This window comes from Actinomadura rayongensis (genome assembly GCF_009831215.1).
GTDB classification, from domain to species: Bacteria; Actinomycetota; Actinomycetes; order Streptosporangiales; family Streptosporangiaceae; genus Spirillospora; species Spirillospora rayongensis.
In genome coordinates this window covers 1447986-1466381 of record NZ_WUTW01000002.1, presented here as the reverse complement: position 1 = coordinate 1466381, position 18396 = coordinate 1447986, and the positions used below count along the sequence as shown (strand labels likewise).

Annotated in this window: 2 protein-coding genes (1 of these 2 cut by a window edge); both read right to left on the bottom strand. The window is 74.3% G+C overall.

What is annotated here, in order from left to right:
• On the bottom strand, positions 1–16972 hold a 16972-nt coding region (locus tag GQ466_RS16045; protein ID WP_161103622.1), incomplete at its 3' end, for a non-ribosomal peptide synthase/polyketide synthase.
• On the bottom strand, positions 16969–18396 hold the 3' portion of the coding sequence (locus GQ466_RS16040) for a non-ribosomal peptide synthetase (RefSeq protein WP_161103621.1). 7620 nt of this gene lie beyond the right edge of the window; only the last 1428 of its 9048 coding nucleotides appear in the window; the start codon falls outside the window, past its right edge; its stop codon occupies positions 16969–16971. The genes GQ466_RS16040 and GQ466_RS16045, both read right to left, overlap by 4 nt.

Genomic DNA, 18396 nt, shown 5'->3' with positions numbered 1-18396 from the left:
ACATGATCGAGTCGCCGCCGAGGTCGAAGAAGCCGTCGTCCACGCCGACCCGCTCCAGGCCGAGGACGTCGGCGAACAGGCCGCACAGGATCTCCTCGGTCGCGGTGCGCGGCTCGCGGCCCGTGACGAGCCCGGCGAAGTCGGGGGCGGGCAGGGCGGCGCGGTCGAGCTTGCCGCTGGGGGTGAGCGGGAGGGCTTCCAGCGCGACGACGGCGGCCGGGACCATGTAGTCCGGCAGCACCGTGCCGGTGAAGGTGCGCAGCTCGGCGGCGTCCACGGCGCCGTTGGCCGGGACGACGTACGCCACCAGGCGCTTGTCCCCCTGATCCTCGCGCGCGATCACGGCCGCCCGCGCCACCTGCTCGTGCCGGGACAGGACGGTTTCGATCTCGGCGGGCTCGATCCGGTAGCCCCGGATCTTCACCTGGGCGTCCGCGCGGCCCACGAACACCAACTGCCCGTCGGCGTTCCACCGGACCAGGTCGCCCGTGCGGTACATCCGCTCGCCGTCACCCCAGGGGCAGGCGACGAACCGCTCCGCGCTCAGGCCCGGGCGGTCGAGGTAGCCCTGCGCGAGCCCGGACCCGGCGACGTACAGCTCACCCGCGACGCCCACGGGCACCGGCTGGAGGTAGGCGTCCAGGACGAGCGTGCGCATGTTGTCACGCGGACGGCCGATCGGCAGGACGGACGGAACCTCGGTTCCAGCCGCGAGGCGATGGGTCGTCGCGCACAGCGTGACCTCGGTCGGGCCGTACATATGCCGCACCGCGACGTCCGGGCACGCGGCCATCACAGCGGCGACAGCGTCGCGGCTCACGACATCGCCGCCGGTCAGCACCTCGTCCAGGCCAGCGAAGCAGTCCGGAGCTTCCTGCGCGAAGGCACCCAGCAAACCCGCCGTGACATGGACGGCCGTCAACGCGAACTCAGCGATCAGCGAGCGCAGCAGTGTCGCGTCGATCCGGTCCGGAGGCGCGACCACGACCTGGCCGCCCGCGAGCAGCGGCACCCAGATCTCGTAGGTCGAGGCGTCAAACGCGACGGGCGCGTGCAACAGAACCCGGCTCTCCGGCCCGAGACCCCATCCGCTGTCGAGCGCCAGACCGCAGACGCCGCGATGCGTCGCCGCCACACCCTTGGGCACACCGGTCGAACCGGACGTGTACATGACGTAGGCGAGATCGTCCGGCTCCACCACCGGAAGAGGGCTCTCCGCGCTGGCGGCCAGCGTCTCCACCAGCACGCCCGGCAGCCCGGCGGGCACCTGGTCGGCCAGGCCCGGTTCGGTCACCACCAGATCCACGTCGGCCTCGGCGAACACCCGCTCGATCCGAGCGGCGGGCCAGCCGGGGTCCACCGGGACGTACGCCGCGCCCGCCTTCACGGAACCGACGAGCGCGGCCACCAGCCACGCCGACCGCTCCATCAGCACGCCCACCCGCCGCACCCCGGCGAGGCCGGACGCGATGCGCCCCGCCACCTCGTCCAGCTCCGCGTGGCTCCACGCGACCCGCCCGTCCGTGACGGCGGGGGCGTCCGGCGTCCGGGCCGCGACGGCGGCGAGCGCCGCCGGCAGCGTGCCGTGCGCGACCGGCGCCGCCGTGGCGTTCCAGTCCCGGACGACCCGGGCGCGCTCCCCCGCGCCCAGGACGTTCAACGCGCCGATCCGCACGCCGGGATCGGCCGCCACCGCGTCCAGAAGGTCCATCAGCCGGGTGACGAGCGCTTCGGCGGTCTCCCGGTCGAAGAGGTCGGCGGCGTACTCCAGCGCGCCGTGGACGCCCGCGGGCGTCCCGTCGCCGGACCAGCGTTCGCCGAGCGCCAGGGCCAGGTCGAACCGCGCGATCTCGGCGGTCCCGGCCCGGAGCGGCCGGGCGGCGAGCCCGGGCAGTTCCGCCGGTTCGTCCGTCTGGGTGTTCTGGAAGACGAGGATGATCTGGAAGAGGGGGTGCCGGGCCAGCGACCGTTCGGGGCTGAGGTCGTCCACGAGGCGTTCGAAGGGGATGTCCTGGTGGGAGTAGGCCGCCAGGTCCGTTTCGCGGACCCGGTCCAGGACTTCGGTGAAGGTGGGATTGCCGCTGAGGTCGGTGCGCAGGACCAGGGTGTTGAGGAAGAAGCCGACCAGGTCGTCCAGCGCGGCGTCCGAACGTCCGGCGACCGGCGTGCCGATCGGGATGTCCTCGCCCGCGCCGAGCCGCGACAGCAGCACCGCGAGCGCCGCCTGCACCGCCATGAACACCGTCACGCGGCCCTCGCGCGCCATCTCGGCCAGCCGCGCGTGCGCGGCGGCGTCGATGCGCACCGGGATCGTCCCGCCGCGACGGCTCACGACGGCCGGACGGGGCCGGTCGGTCGGCAGCGTCAGCTCCGGCGGCAGCTCCGCCAGCGTCTCCCGCCAGAAGGCGAGCTGGCCCGAGATCACGCTGTCCGGGTCGTCCTCGCCGCCGAGCACGTCGCGCTGCCAGAGCGCGAAGTCGGCGTACTGCACGGGCAGCGGCGCCCACTCGGGCGCGTGGCCCGCGCGGCGCGCGGTGTACGCCGTCGACAGGTCGCGGGCGAGGACGCCCATCGACCACCCGTCGCTCGCGATGTGGTGCACCACCAGCAGCAACACGTACTCGTCCGGGCCGAGGACGAACAGGTGCGCCCGCCACGGCAGTTCCCGGCCGACGTCGAACGTGCGCCGCGCCGCCGCGTCCAGGGCCGCGTCCAGGTCGTCCGCGCCGACCGGCGTGACCACCAGCGCGGGACGTCCGGCCGGGCCGTCCACGATCTCCTGGACGGGCACCCCGTCGAGGTCGGGGAAGATCGTGCGCAGGCTCTCGTGCCGGTCCGCGATGTCGCCGAGCGCAGCCCGCAGCGCCTCGGCGTCCAGCTCGCCGGACAGGTGCATCGACCACGGCATGTTGTAGACGGTGTCCTGCGCGTTCAGCCGGTTGATGAACCACATCCGCGCCTGACCGAACGACAGCGGCACGACCGCGGGCCGCTGCACCGCCGTCAGGGCCGCCCGCGCGCCGCCCGACCGGTGCGCCGCGACGAGCGTCGCCGTCCCGGCCGGGGTGGGCGCGGCGAAGAACGCCCGGACCGGGACGTCCACCTCCAGCACCGCCCGGACGCGCGCGATCAGCCGCATCGCCAGCAGCGAGTCGCCGCCCAGCGCGAAGAACCCGTCGTCGGCGCCGACCCGCTCCACGCGCAGGACGTCGGCGAAGAGTTCGCAGACGATCTGCTCCACCGGCGTGCGGGGCGGCCGTCCGGCGGCGCCCGCGCCGGGGCCGGGCGCCGGGAGGGCCTTCTCGTCGAGCTTCCCGCTCGGGGTGAGCGGGAACGCGTCGACGGGCACGACCGCCGTCGGCACCATGTGCTGCGGCAGGACGCGCGCCGCATGGGCGCGGACCCGCGCGGGGTCGATGCCACGGGACGCGACGACGTAGGCGACGAGACGCCGGTCGCCGGGCTCGTCCTCCCGCACCACCACGGCGGCCCGCGCGACGCCGTCGTGCCCGAGCAGCGCGGTCTCGACCTCGGCGGGTTCGATCCGGAACCCGCGGATCTTCACCTGGGCGTCCGCCCGGCCCGCGTAGACCAGGCGGCCGTCGCGGGTCCACCGGCCGAGGTCCCCGGTACGGTACATCCGCTCGCCGTCGGGGCCGGCCACGAAGCGTTCCGCCGTCGGCGCCGGACGGTTCAGGTAGCCGCGCGCCAGGCCGGTCCCGGCGAGGTACAGCTCGCCCACCACCCCGGCCGGGACGGGCTGGAGGAAGCGGTCCAGGACGAGCACCCGCATGTTCCGGATCGGCCGGCCGATCGGGACGACGCCCGGCGGCAGGTCGTCGCCGGGCGCGACGCGGTGCTCCACGCACCCGACCGTCGCCTCGGTCGGGCCGTACTCGTTCACCACGTCCACGCGCGTGAACCGGGACCGCCACCTGGTCAGCATCTCGCCCGTGAGCTGCTCGCCGCCGACCACGAGGTCGCCGGGGAAGGTCGGCAGGTCCAGTTCGTCCAGCAGGGCGAGGTGGCTCGGCGTCACCTTGAGGAACAGGCGGCGCGCCGCGGCGGCCAGGCGCGTCGTCCGCTCGTCGCGCAGGTCGGCGACGTGGACGCAGCCGCCCGCGAGCAGCGGACCGAGCAGCGCGGTGACCGTCAGGTCGAACGAGACCGACGAGTGCAGCAGCGCTCCGTCCCGCAGGCTCGGGTACGCCTCCGCCGCGTACGCCAGGTAGTTCGCCGCGGACGCGTGCTCGACGGCGACGCCCTTCGGCCGCCCGGTCGACCCGGACGTGTAGATCACGTACGCGGGGTGCCGCGGCAGGAGCCGGGCCGTCCGGTCCGCGTCGGTGACGGCGTGCGCGGCGCACGCGTCGATCGCCCGGCGGACGGCCGGGTCGTCCAGGACGACCGGCTCCCGCGCGAGCCCCACCGCTGACGTGGTGAGCACGCACACCGGGTCGGCGTCGGCGAGCATGGACGCGACCCGCGCGGCCGGGTAGCCGGGGTCCACCGGGACGTACGCCGCGCCCGCCTTCAGCACCGCCAGCACCGCCGTGACCAGGTCCGCCGACGGCGGAACCGCCAGCGCGACCGTCTGCTCCGGGCCGACGCCGCGCGCGATGAGGTGCCGCGCGAGCCGGTTGGCGGCGGCGTCGAGAGCGGCGTAGGTCAGCCGGGCCTGCTCGTCGGTCACGGCTGGCGCGTCCGGGGTGCGGGCGGCCTGCGCGGCGAACGCGTCGGCGAGCGTCCCACCGGCCGGCGGTACGGCCGTGGCGTTCCACTGCTCCACCACCCGCGAGCGTTCGTCCGCGCTGAGCACCGACACCGCGCTGAGCGGCGTGCCGGGATCGGCGGTCACCTGGTCGAGCACCCGCACCAGGGCCGCCGCCACGTTTTCGGCCGTCTCTGGGTCGAACAGGTCCATGGCGTAGCCGAGGCTTCCGCCGAGACCGGCGGGGGCGCCGTCCGCGTGCCGTTCCTGGAGCGTCAGCGACAGGTCGAACTTGGCCGCGGGGTCGCCGCCCGCCCCGGCCGGACGCGCCGTGAGCCCGGCCAGGCCCCGGTCGTCGTCCGCCGGGGCGTTCTGGAGGACGAGCATGACCTGGAACAGCGGGTGCCGGGCCAGCGACCGTTCGGGGCTGAGGTCTTCGACCAGGCGCTCGAACGGGACGTCCTGGTGGTCGTAGGCGGCCAGGTCGGTGTCGCGGACGCGGTTCAGGATCTCCTTGAACGTGGGGTCGCCGCTGACGTCGGTGCGGAGCACGAGGGTGTTGAGGAAGAAGCCGACCAGGTCGTCCAGGGCCACGTCGCCGCGTCCGGCCACGGGCGTGCCGATCGGGACGTCCTCGCCCGCGCCGAGTCGTGACAGCAGCACCGTGAACGCGGCTTGGACGACCATGAACACCGTCGCCCTGTTCTCCCGCGCCACGTCCAGCAGCCTCGCGTGCGTCTCGGGCGCGATGCGGACGGGCACCGTGCCGCCCCGGCTACTCGCCACGGCGGGCCGGGCGCGGTCGGTGGGGAGCGTGAGTTCGGGCGGCAACTCCGCCAGGGCGTCGCGCCAGTAGGCGAGCTGCCGGGAGATGACGCTGTCGGGGTCGTCCTCGCTGCCGAGGACGTCGCGCTGCCAGAGGGCGAAGTCGGCGTACTGGACGGGGAGCGGCGCCCGGTCGGGGGCGCGGCCGTCGCGGCGGGCGGCGTAGGCGACCGCCAGGTCGCGCACCAGGACGCCCATCGACCAGCCGTCGCCCGCGATGTGGTGCAGCACCAGGAGCAGCACGTGGTCGTCCGGGCCGAGCGCGAACAGGTGGGCGCGCCACGGCAGCTCGCGGCCGACGTCGAAGCCGCGCCACATCGCGGTGCCGAGCGCTTCGTCCAGGTCTTCTTCGGCGACCGGCGCGACGGCCAGGGCCGGATGCCCGTCCGGGCCGTCCAGCACGTGCTGGATCGGCGTGCCGTCGCGCTCGGGGAAGATCGTGCGCAGGCTCTCGTGGCGGTCGGCGACGTCGTCCAGCGCCGCTTGCAGGGCCGTCCGGTCCAGGGCGCCGGACAGGCGCACGGCCCACGGCATGTTGTAGACGGCGCCGGTGTCCTCCAGGCGGTTCAGGAACCACATCCGGGCCTGGCCGAACGACAGCGGCACCTCCTCGGGCCGCTCCGCCCGTACCAGCCTGGCCGGGGTGCGGCCGGTGCGGTGCGCGTCGACGTACGCGGCCACGCCCGCCGGGGTGGGCGCGGTGAAGAGGACGCGGACCGCGACCTCCGTCTCCAGCACCGCGCGGACGCGGGCGAGCAGCCGCATCGCCAGCAGCGAGTCGCCGCCGAGGTCGAAGAAGCCGTCGTCGGCGCCGACGCGGTCCAGGCCGAGGGTCTCGGCGAACAGGCCGCACACGATCTCTTCGGTCGCGGTGCGCGGGTCCCGTCCTCTGACCAGGGCGGCGAAGTCGGGCGCGGGGAGCGCCGCGCGGTCGAGCTTGCCGCTGCGGGTCAGGGGGAACTCGGGGACGGGCACCACGGCGGCCGGGACCATGTAGTCCGGTAAGACGGTGCCGGTGTACGTCCGCAGTGCGGCGGTGTTCACGGCGCCGTTGGCCGGGACGACGTACGCCACCAGGCGCTTGTCCCCTTGGTCCTCGCGGACGATCACGGCGGCCTGCGCCACCTGCTCGTGCCGGGCGAGAGCGGACTCGATCTCGGCGGGCTCGATCCGGAATCCCCGGATCTTCACCTGCGTGTCCGCGCGGCCGACGAACATCAGGCGTCCCTGGGCGTCCCATCGGACCAGGTCGCCGGTGCGGTACATCCGCTCGCCGTCGCCGTACGGGCACGCCACGAACCGCTCCGCGCTCAGGCCCGGCCGGTCGAGATAGCCCCGCGCCAGGCCGGACCCGGCGACGTACAGCTCACCCACGACCCCGGCGGGCACCGGCTGCAAGAACGCGTCCAGGACCAGCGCGCGCGTGTTGTCGCGCGGGCAGCCGATCGGCAGGACGGCCGGAACCTCGGCACCGGGCGCGGTCACCTGCGTGGTGGCGCAGAGCGTGACCTCGGTCGGCCCGTACAGATGCCGTACCGCGACGTCCGGGCACGCCTCCATCACAGCGGCGACAGCGCTCGCGCTCACCACATCGCCGCCGGTCAGGACCTCGTCCAGCCCGGCGAAACAGTCCGGCGATTCCTGCGCCAGCGCGCCCAGCAGGCCCGCTGTGACATGGACGGCCGTCAGCTCGAGCTCGGCGATCAGCCCCCGCAGCACCTCGGCGTCCAGCGAGCCGGGCGGAGCCACCACGACCTGACCGCCCGCCAGCAGCGGCACCCAGATTTCGTAGGTCGAGGCGTCGAACGCAACGGGCGCGTGTAACAGCACCCGGCTTTCTGGCCCCACGCCCCAACCGCTGTCGAGCGCCAAGCCGCAGACACCGCGATGCGTCGCCGCGACACCCTTGGGGACGCCCGTCGAGCCCGACGTGTACATGACATAGGCCAGGTCGTCCGGACGGACACTCACCTGCGACGGGCTGCTTTCGCTTGCCGCCAGCTCGTCGACCATGACCGTCGGCAGCCCTGCCGGGACCCGATCGGCCAAGCCCGGCTCGGTCACGACGACCGCCACACCGGCTTCGGTCAGCACCCGCTCGATCCGCGCGACAGGCCAGCCGGGGTCCACCGGGACGTACGCCGCACCGGCTTTCACAGAACCGACGAGCGCGGCCACCAGCGACGCCGACCGCTCCAGCAGGACACCGACCCGCCCGACGTCCGTCAAGCCGGAAGCGATACGGCTCGCCACCGCGTCCAGCTCGGCGTATGTCCAGGTGATGTCACCGGCCACCGCCACCGCGCCCGGCGACCGCGCCACCTGGGCTGCGAACGCCTCCGTCAGCGTTCCGAACCGCACCGGAGCGGCCGTGGCGTTCCAGCCGGTGATCACCTGCTCGGGCTCGTCGTCCGCGAGCAGCACGACCCGGCCGACGCGGATCGCCGGGTCCGCCGCCACCTGGTCCAGGACTCTTTCGAGGCGTGCCGCGAGGGCTTCGGCGGTCTTCCGGTCGAACAGTTCGGCGGCGTAGCCGAGGCTCCCGGCGATGCCGTCGGGGGAGCCGTCGCGGGCCCGAAGTTCCTCCAGGGTGACGGAGAGGTCGAACTTGGCCGCCAGTTCCGCGCCGGACCGGACCGGGCCGACGGTCATGCCCGGCAGCGCCCACTCCACGTCCTGGTCCGGCGCGTTCTGGAACATGAGCATGATCTGGAAGAGGGGGTGCCGGGCCAGCGACCGGACGGGACTCAGCTCGTCCACCAGGCGTTCGAAGGGGACGTCCTGGTGGGAGAACGCGGCCAGGTCCGTTTCGCGGACCCGGTCCAGGACCTCGGTGAAGGTGGGGTTGCCGCTGACGTCCGTCCGGAGCACGAGGGTGTTGAGGAAGAAGCCGACCAGATCGTCCAGCGCGGCGTCCGACCGTCCGGCCGTGGACGTGCCGATCGGGACGTCCTCACCCGCGCCGAGCCGCGACAGCAGCATCGCGAGCGCGGCCTGCACGACCATGAACACCGTCGCCTGGCGTTCCCGCGCCACCTCGGCCAGCCGGGCGTGCGTCCCGGGGCCGACGCGGACGGGCACCGAGCCGCCCCGGTGGCTCGCCACGGCGGGACGCGGCCGGTCGGTCGGCAGCGTCAGCTCCGGCGGCAGTTCGGCCAGCGCGTCGCGCCAGTGGGCGAGCTGCCCGGAGATCACGCTGTCCGGGTCGTCCTCGCCGCCGAGGACGTCGCGCTGCCACACGGCGAAATCCGCGTACTGCACCGGCAGCGGCGCCCAGTCCGGCGCGCGGCCGGCGCGGCGGGCCGCGTACGCCGTCGACAGGTCACGGGCGAGGACGCCCATCGACCAGCCGTCGCCGGCGATGTGATGCACGACGAGCAGCAGCGCGTACTCGTTCTCGCCGAGGACGAACAGGTGCGCCCGCCACGGCAGGTCCCGCGCGACGTCGAACCCGCGCCGCGCCGCCGCGCCCAGGGCCTCGCCCAGGTCGTCCGCGCCGACCGGCGTGACCGCCAGCTCGGGACGCCCGTCCGGCCCTGCCAGGATCCGCTGGACCGGGACGCCGTCCACGTCGGGGAAGACCGTGCGCAGGGACTCGTGCCGGTCCGCCACGTCGTTCAGCGCCGCTTGCAGAGCCGCCCGGTCCAGTTCGCCGGACAGGCGCATGGCCCACGGCATGTTGTCGTCCCCGGTGCGTTCCCCGAGACGGTTCAGGAACCACATCCGCGCCTGACCGAACGACAACGGAACGACGTCGGGCCGGTCCTTCGCGACCAGCTCGGCGCGGGCCGTCCCGTCGCGGTTCGCGTCGGCGTAGTCGGCCATCGCGGCGGGGGTGGGGGCGGTGAACAGGGCGCGGATCGGCAGGTCGGTGTCCAGGACCGTCCGGATCCGGGCGATCAGCCGCATCGCCAACAGCGAGTCTCCGCCGAGCGCGAAGAAGCTGTCATCGACGCCGACGCGGTCCAGGCCCAGTACTTCACCGAACAGGCCGCACAGAATCTCTTCGACCGGGGTGCGGGGCTGCCGGTCGGACGTGGCGGCGGTGTAGTCGGGGGCGGGGAGCGCGGCCTTGTCGAGTTTCCCGCTCGGGGTGAGCGGGAGGCCGTCGATGGGGACGACCGCCGCCGGGACCATGTGCTGCGGGAGGACGCCCGTCGCGTACGCCCGGACATCGGCCGGGTCCGCGTTGGAGGCCACGATGTAGGCGACCAGACGGCGATCGCCGGGCTGGTCCTCGCGGACGACGACCGCCGCCTGCGCGACCTCCGCATGGCCGAGCAGGGCCGTCTCGATCTCCGCCGGTTCGATCCGGAAGCCCCGGATCTTCACCTGCGCGTCCGCCCGGCCCGCGTAGACCAGGCTGCCGTCGCGCGTCCACCGGCCGAGGTCTCCGGTCCGGTACATGCGTTCGCCGGACGCACCGTACGGGCACGCCACGAAACGCTCGCCCGTCAGCGCCGGACGGTTCAGGTACCCACGCGCCAACCCGGCCCCGGCGACGTACAGTTCGCCGGTCACACCCGCCGGGACCGGTTGCAGGAACTGGTCCAGGACCAGCACGCGCGTGTTGTCCAGGGGCGCGCCGATCACGCTGGCCGAGCCTGCGGCGGCGGCCGATTCCGGGGTCAGGCTGAGATGGGTGACGTGGACGGTCGTTTCGGTGATCCCGTACATGTTGACCAACACCCCACCCGACGGACGCCGGGAATACCAGCCGTCCAACCGAGCAGGATCGAGCGCTTCACCGCCGAACACCACGTACCGGATCGCGAGGTCGGCGGGCGGGCCTTCTTGGTCGGCCTGCATGAGCTGGTAGAACGCCGACGGCGTCTGACTGAGCACCGTCACGCCGGTGTCCGCCGCAAGGTTCAGGAAGTCGCGCGGGGAACGCGTCACCTCGAACGGGACGACCACCAGACGGCCGCCGAGCAGCAGCGCGCCCCACATTTCCCACACCGAGAAGTCGAACGCATAGGAATGGAACAGGCTCCACACATCATCGCGGCCTAAGCCGAACCGTTCTCCGGCCGCCATGATCAGCGACACCACATTCCGCTGCGGAACGACGACGCCCTTGGGACGGCCCGTCGAACCCGACGTGTAGATCACGTACGCGGGGTGATCAGGCTGGGCGCGTTCGCCCAGATCGTCGGAACGGCCTTCGGCCACATCCTCCAGAACCACGACCGGACCTGCGGCCTGACCACGTGTCTCCGCAGTGCACACCACCAGAGCCGGTGCCGCGTCGGCCAAGGTGTAGGCGATCCGTGCCTCCGGGTAGTCCGGATCCACGGGAACGTACGCGGCGCCCGTCTTCGCGACCGCCAACACCGCGATCACCATTTCGGGCGACCGGGGAAGTAGCAGAGCGACCCGCTGCTCCGGGCCCACGCCGCGATCCGCCAAATGCCACGCGAGGCGATTCGCCGCCGCGTTCACCGACGCGTACGACCATTCCTCGTCGCCGGAAACGATGGCGATCGCGTCCGGGTTTTCCGCCGCCTGCGCCTCGAACAGGCCCGCCAAGGTCGCCGACGGAACCGGAACGGCGGTGTCATTCCATTCCGTGACCACCCGCGCCCGCTCGTCGGGACGCACGACCGGGATCCGGCCCACCGGCGCGGAAGGCTCGGCGACCATCCGCGCCAAAAGGTGTTCCATCCGGGCGGCGAGCGCGGTGACCGTCTCCCGGTCGAACAGGTCGGGCCGGTAGGTCAGCCGCAGCCGCAGCGGCTCGCCGGGCAGGATCGCGAGGACGAGCGGGTAGTGCGCGACGTCCCGCCCGCCGACGAGGCCGATCTCCAGCCCGCCGTCCGCGCCGTCCGCCGTCCGGGTCGGCTGCTGCGGGAAGTTCTCGTAGGCGACGAGCGTGTCGAACGTCGCGGCCGGCCCGGCGAGGCGCCGGATCTCGGCGAGGCCGAGGTACTGGTGCGGGAGCAGCGCGGCCTGCCGTTCCTGGAGGCCGGTGAGCACTTCGGTGACGGTGTGGCGCGGGTCGAGCGAGACGCGGATCGGGACGGTGTTGATGAACAGCCCGAGCATGTCCTCGGCCCCGGGCAGCTCGGGCGGACGCCCCGCCACGACGGCGCCGAACACCACGTCCCGGCGTCCGGTCAGCCGCCCGACCAGGACGCCCCACGCGGCCTGCACCAGCGTGTTCAGCGTCACCTCGCTCCGGCGCGCCAGCGCGCGCAGCCCGGCGGTCAGCGGCGCGGGCAGCTCGGCGAGCACCACGTCCGGCACGACCGGTTCCCGGCCCGGATCGACCGCCGCGACGAGCGTCGGCTCGTCCAGGCCGGCGAGTTCCCGCGCCCAGGCCCGCCGGGCGTCCGCGCCGTCCTGCCGCGCCAGCCAGCGGAGATGGTCGCGGTAGGACGGCGCGGGCGGCAGGCCGGCGGCGTGGCCTCCGGCGGAGTAGACGGCGAACAGTTCGCGGAGCAGGATCGGCAGCGACCAGCCGTCCAGCAGGATGTGGTGGTTGGTGAGCACCAGCCGGTGGTGGTCGGGAGCCACGCGGATCAGCAGGAACCGCAGCAGCGGCGGCTCGGCCGGGTCGAACCGGCGGCCCAGTTCCTCGGCCGCGACGCGTTCGGCCTCGCCGACGGAGCCCGCCACGTCCGCCACCCGCCACGGCAGCGCGACGTGCCGGGCGATCACCTGCACCGGCTGCGCGGCCCCGGCGGGCTGGTGGAAGCTCGCCCGCAGGCTGGGATGCCGGTCCAGCAGCGCCTGGCCGGACGCCCGCAGCACCTCGGCGTTCAGCGGCCCCTTCAGGTCGAGGACGCCCTGACCCTCGTAGACGTCCACGGCCTGACGGTCGTAGAGGGCGTGGAACAGCAGGCCTTCTTGGAGCGGGGACAGCGGCCAGATGTCGGCCAGGCCGGGCCGCAGGCGCTCCAGTTCCTCGACTTGTTCCTGGCCGAGCGTCACCAGCGGGAAGTCGGACGGGGTGTGTCCGCCCGCGTCGGGGACGGCAACGTGCGCGGCGAGGCCGGTCAGCATCGCGGCCCACTCGTCCGCCAGGCTCGCGACCGCGTCCTCCGGCAGCAACTCCCCGGGCCACACCAGCGACAGCCGCAGCACCGGACCGGACGGGCCGTCCTCGACCACCCCGCCCAACTCCAGGGCGTGCGCCGCCGGGACGTCCGGATCGGCGTCGTTGCCGAGGCCCGTCGGCGTCCAGCCGGTGCCGGCCCCGGCGGTGAAGCGCCCGAGGTAGTTGAAGGCGATCTCCGGCGCGGGCAGCGCGGCGAGCACCGGACCGGTCTCGGGGTTCAGGTGGCGGAGCATCCCGTAGCCGAGGCCGTCCCCCGGCACCGCCCGGACCTGCTCCTTGATCCGCTTGACGAGCCGTCCGGCGGCGGCCCCGCCGGAGCGGATCTGCTCGAACGCGCTCGTGCCGGGGTCGAGCCGCACCGGATGCGCGCTGGTGAACCAGCCGACCGTCCGCGACAGGTCCATGCCGTCGGCGAGCGCCTCCCGGCCGTGCCGCTCCACCTCCACCAGCACCGCCCCGGCCGGGAGGCCCCGGCGCGACCGCCACGCGGCGACCGCCGCCGCCGCGCCCGCCAGCAGCACGTCGTTGATCCCGGCGTGGAACGCCTGCGGGACCCGCGTCAGCAGCGTCTCGGTCACCTCGGCCGGGACCGGCACCGACAGCCGCCTCCGCCCGCCCGCCGTGTCCCGCGTCGGGTCGAGCGCGCGGTCGGCCACGCCCGGTCCGGCGTCGGTCAGCATCGCCTCCCACAGCGGCAGTTCCGCCACCCGGGCCGGGCTCACCGCCTGGTCGTTCAGGACGCCGCTCCAGTGCCGGAACGATGTTCCGGTTTCGTCCGGCGCCGGGTCCCGTCCGGCCGCGACCGCCTCGTAGGCCGCCTGGAGATCCGCCAGCAGCACCCGCCACGACACCCCGTCGACCACCAGGTGATGCGCCACGACGACCAGCCGGCCCGGCGACGTGCCGCGATCGAGCCACACCGCCTGCATCGTCACGCCGGCGCGCGGGTCCAGCCGCGGCGTCGCGGCGCGGCCCTGGACGGCCGCCAGCTCGTCCGCGTCCCCGGTCGGCGCGTCCACGCGGGTCACCCATCCGGTCACGTCGGCCGCGTCGGCGATCTCCAGCCGCCACGTGCCGACGTCGCCGGTGTCGGGGCAGACCAGCCGCGACCGGAGCGCATCGTGCCGCTCCACCACGGCCCGCAAGGCGGTGCGCAGCGCCGCCAGATCCAGGGCGGGCGGGACGGTCACCGCCATCCACTGGGAGAACCGGCCGGGCAGCCCGGTGCGGCGCGCGGCGCTCCGCATCACGGGCGTCAGCGGTACCGGGCCGGTGGGCTCGGCGGCGGGGACGGCCGCCCGCTCGGCGGAGACCTTCGCGTCGGCTCCGGCCGCCAGGGCTTCCGGGGTCTTGGCCTCGAAGACGTCGCGCGCGCTGATCAGCACGCCCGCGCGGCGGGCGTGGGCGACGAGCTGCATCGACATGATCGAGTCGCCGCCGAGGTCGAAGAAGCTGTCCGCCACGCCGACGCGGTCCAGCTTCAGGACCTTCGCGAACAGGTCGCACAGCGCTTCCTCGGTCGCGGTGCGCGGCTCCCGGCGTCCGACCAGGCCGGCGAAGTCCGGGGCGGGCAGCGCGGCGCGGTCGAGCTTGCCGCTGCGGGTCAGGGGGAACTCGGGGACGGTCACCACCGCCGCGGGCACCATGTAGTCCGGGAGCAGGGTGCCGGTGTACGTCCGCAGTTCGGCGGCGTCCACCGTGCCGTTGGCCGGGACGACGTATGCCACCAGGCGCTTGTCCCCCTGGTCCTCGCGGACGATCACCGCCGCCCGCGCCACCTGGTCGTGGCCCGACAGCACCGCTTCGATCTCGGCGGGCTCGATCCGGAACCCGCGAACCTTCACCTGGGTGTCCGCGCGGCCGACGAAGACCAGACGTCCGTCGGCGTCCCATCGGGCCAGGTCGCCGGTCCGGTACATGCGCTCGCCGTCACCCCAGGGGCACGCGACGAACCGCTCTGCGCTCAGGCCCGGACGGTCGAGATACCCCCGCGCCAGCCCGGACCCCGCGACGTACAACTCACCCGCCACACCCACCGGGACGGGACGTAAGAAGCCGTCCAAGACCAGCGCACGCGTGTTGTCGCGCGGACGGCCGATCGGCAGCACCGCCGGAACTTCAACACCAGCCGTGATCACCTGCGTGGTGGCGCACAAGGTCACCTCGGTCGGCCCGTACAAATGCCGCACCGCAACGTCCGGGCACGCCGCCATCACCGCAGCCACCGCGCTCGCGCTCACCACGTCGCCGCCGGTCAGCACCTCGTCCAGCCCGGCGAAACAGTCCGGCGATTCCTGCGCCAGCGCACCCAGCAAACCCGCCGTGACATGGACGGCCGTCAACGCGAACTCAGCGATTAACGAACGCAGGAGTGTGGCGTCGATCCGATCCGGAGGCGCGACCACGACCTGGCCACCCGACAGCAACGGCACCCAGACCTCATACGTCGACGCATCGAACGCCACCGGCGCGTGGAACAGCACACGGCTCCCCGGCCCCACGCCCCACCCACTGTCGAGCGCTAGACCGCAGACGCCACGATGCGTAGCCGCCACGCCCTTCGGCACTCCGGTCGAACCGGACGTGTACATGACGTAGGCCAAGTCGTCCGGCGCCACCACCACCGGCGGAAGATCGTCCTTGCCATCCGCGAGCGCTGCCACGAGGACCGTGGAGAACGCCGGAGGCACCCGATCGACAAGCCCGGGCTCGGTCACGACCAGATCCACGTCGGCTTCCGACAGCACCCGCTCGATTCGAGCGGCGGGCCAGCCCGGATCCACCGGGACGTACGCCGCGCCCGCCTTCACCGAACCGACCAGAACACCGACCAGCCAAGCCGACCGCTCCAGCAGCACGCCGACCCGCCGCGCGCCCGCCAAGCCGGAAGCAATACGGGCCGCCACCGCGTCCAACTCGGCATACGTCCAGGACACGTCGCCGGCCACCGCCACCGCATCGGGCGACCGCGCCACCTGCGCCGCGAAACCCTCCACCAACGTCTCGCACCGCACCGGAACAGCCGTGGCATTCCACGACGACAACAGCTCGCGCTCGTCAGCACCGACCACGCCGATCCGCCCGACCAGGCCGTCGGGATCGGCCGCCATCTGCTCCAGCACGCCCAGCAGCCGCCCGATCAGCGCCTCGGCCGCCGCCGCGTCGAACAGGTCGGTCCGGTGCGTCAGCCGCAGCCCCAGCCGGTCACCGCCCGGGCTCACCGCCAGGCTCAGCGGGTAGTGCGTCGCGTCCTTCCCGCCCACGGCCGGAATGACGCGCAGCCCGGTGTCCGCCAGCTTCCCTTCCGGGTCGCGCGGAAAGCTCTCGTACGCGACCAGCGTGTCGAACCCAGCGCCCGGCCCCGCGAGCCGCTGCACCTCCGCCAACCCGAGGTAGTGGCACCCCAGCAACGCCGACTGACGGGCCTGGACGTCCGCCAGCAACGCCCGGACCGACCGCCCCGGATCCAGCTCCACCCGCACCGGGACGGTGTTGATGAACAGCCCGAGCATGTCCTCCGCGCGGGGCAGCTCGGGCGGACGCCCCGCCACGACCGCGCCGAACACCACGTCCCGGCGCCCCGCGAGCTGCCCTACCACCATCGCCCACGCCGCCTGCACGACCGTGTTGAGCGTGACGCCGCAGCGGCGGGCCAGCTCGCGCACCGCCGCCGTCAGCTCCGCGTCCGCCGCCGCGCGCAGCCGGTCCGGCAGGACGGGCGTGCGCGCGGGGTCGACGGCGGCCACCAGCGTCGGTTCGTCCAGCCCGGCCAGCTCCGCCCGCCACACCGTCCGCGCGGCGTCCCGGTCCTGCGCGCCGAGCCACGCCAGGTACTCGCGGTACGGCGCGGGCGGCGGCAGCGCCGACGCGTCCCCGCCCGCCGCGTACAGGGCGACGAGTTCGTTGAGCAGGATCGACAGGGACCAGCCGTCCATCACGAGATGGTGGTTGGTGATGACGAGCCGGTGCCGTTCCGGCCCGAAGCGGATCAGCAGGAGCCTCAGCAGCGGCGGCGCGGCGAGGTCGAACCGCCGCGCGTGCTCGTCGGCCAGCAGCCGGTCCACCTCGGCCGCCTCGGCGGCGGCGGAGAGCCCCGACAGGTCCTCGTCGCGCCACGGCAGCTCCGCCGTGCGGGCGACGATCTGGAGCGGTCGGTCCAGCCGGCTGGTCTGGCGGAACCCGGCGCGCAGGCTGGCGTGCCGGTCGATGAGCGCCTGGCCGGACGCCCGCAGCACCGCCGCGTCCAGCGGCCCGACCAGGTCGAGCAGGTGCTGCCCGGCGTACAGGTCCAGCGCGTCCTCGTCGTAGAGGGCGTGGAACAGCAGGCCCTCCTGCAACGGGGACAGCGGCCAGACGTCCGCGACGTTGTCGGTCATGACGTGCCTTCCTCAAGGTCCGCTTCGAGGTCCGCGAGCTGCCCGGCGTCCAGGCCGAGCAGCGGGAAGTCCGACGCGCTGAACCCGCCCGCGTCCGGGTTCTCGACATGGGCCGCGAGGCCCGCCAGCATCGCCGCCCACGCCGCCGCCAGGTCGTCCATCGCGGCCTCGGTGAACATCTCGGACGACCAGGCGAGCGACAGGTCGAGGTCGGGGCCGTCCGGGCCGTCCCGCACGACGCCGTTCGCCGCCAGCGGATGCGCCACCGGAAGCGCGGGATCCACGTCGCCGCTCAGGACGTGCCGGCCCGTGGGCTGCCACGCGGCCCCGGCGGCGGACCGGGCCGCGAACCGGCCGAGGTAGTTGAACCCGATCTCCGGCGCGGGCAGCGCGGCGAGTTCCGGGCCGGTCTCGGGGTTGAGGTGGCGGAGCATCCCGTAGCCGAGCCCGTCGCCGGGCACCGACCGGACCTGGTCCTTGATCCGCTTGAGGAGCAGGCCCGCGTCCGGCCCGCCGGTGCGGACGTCGGCGTAGCCGTCCAGGCCCGGTTCCAGCCGGACGGGGTGGACGTTCGTGAACCAGCCGACCGTCCGCGACAGGTCCACGTCGGCGGTCAGGGACTCCCGGCCGTGGCCCTCCACGTCCACCAGCACCGGACCGCGCACGCCCCGCCACGCGTCGATCGCGGCGGCGAGGCCCGCGAGCAGCACGTCGTTGACGCCCGCGCGGAACGCCGCCGGGACGCGCGTCACCAGCGCCTCCGCCACGGCGGGCGGCACGGTCACCGGCGTCCGCCGGATCGCGGCGGCGGTGTCGCGCGCCGGGTCGGCGGGACGGCCGCCGACGCGGGGCCCCGGGTCCCGCAGCATGTCCCGCCACAGCGGCAGCTCGGCGACGCGGGCCGGGGAGGTCGCCTGGTCGGCGAGCAGCCGGGACCAGCGGCGGTACGACGTCGCGACCGGCTCCAGCACCGGCCGCCGGCCCGCCGCGACCGCCTCGTACGCGGTCCGGAGGTCGCCGAGCAGGATCCGCCACGAGACGCCGTCCACCACCAGGTGGTGCGCGACGATCACCAGCCGTCCGGTCCCCGCGCCGGCGTCGAGCCAGACCACCCGCGCCATGGCCCCGGCGCGCGGGTCCAGCCGCGCCGTCGCCGCCCGCCCGTGGTGGACGGTCAGCTCCTCGATGTCCGCCCCGGCGTCCACCGCGATCCGGTCGACCTCGACGGACCCGGACGCGTCCGGCTCCAGCCGCCACGTCGCCGGGTCGTCGTCCGGGCACGCCAGCCGCGTCCGCAGGACGTCGTGCCGGTCCACGACGGCCCCGACCGTGGTGCGCAGCCGGTCCAGGTCGAGGTCCGGCGGCGCGGTGACGACCGTCCACTGCGAGAACCGTCCGGCCAGGCCCATCCGGCGGGCGGCGGC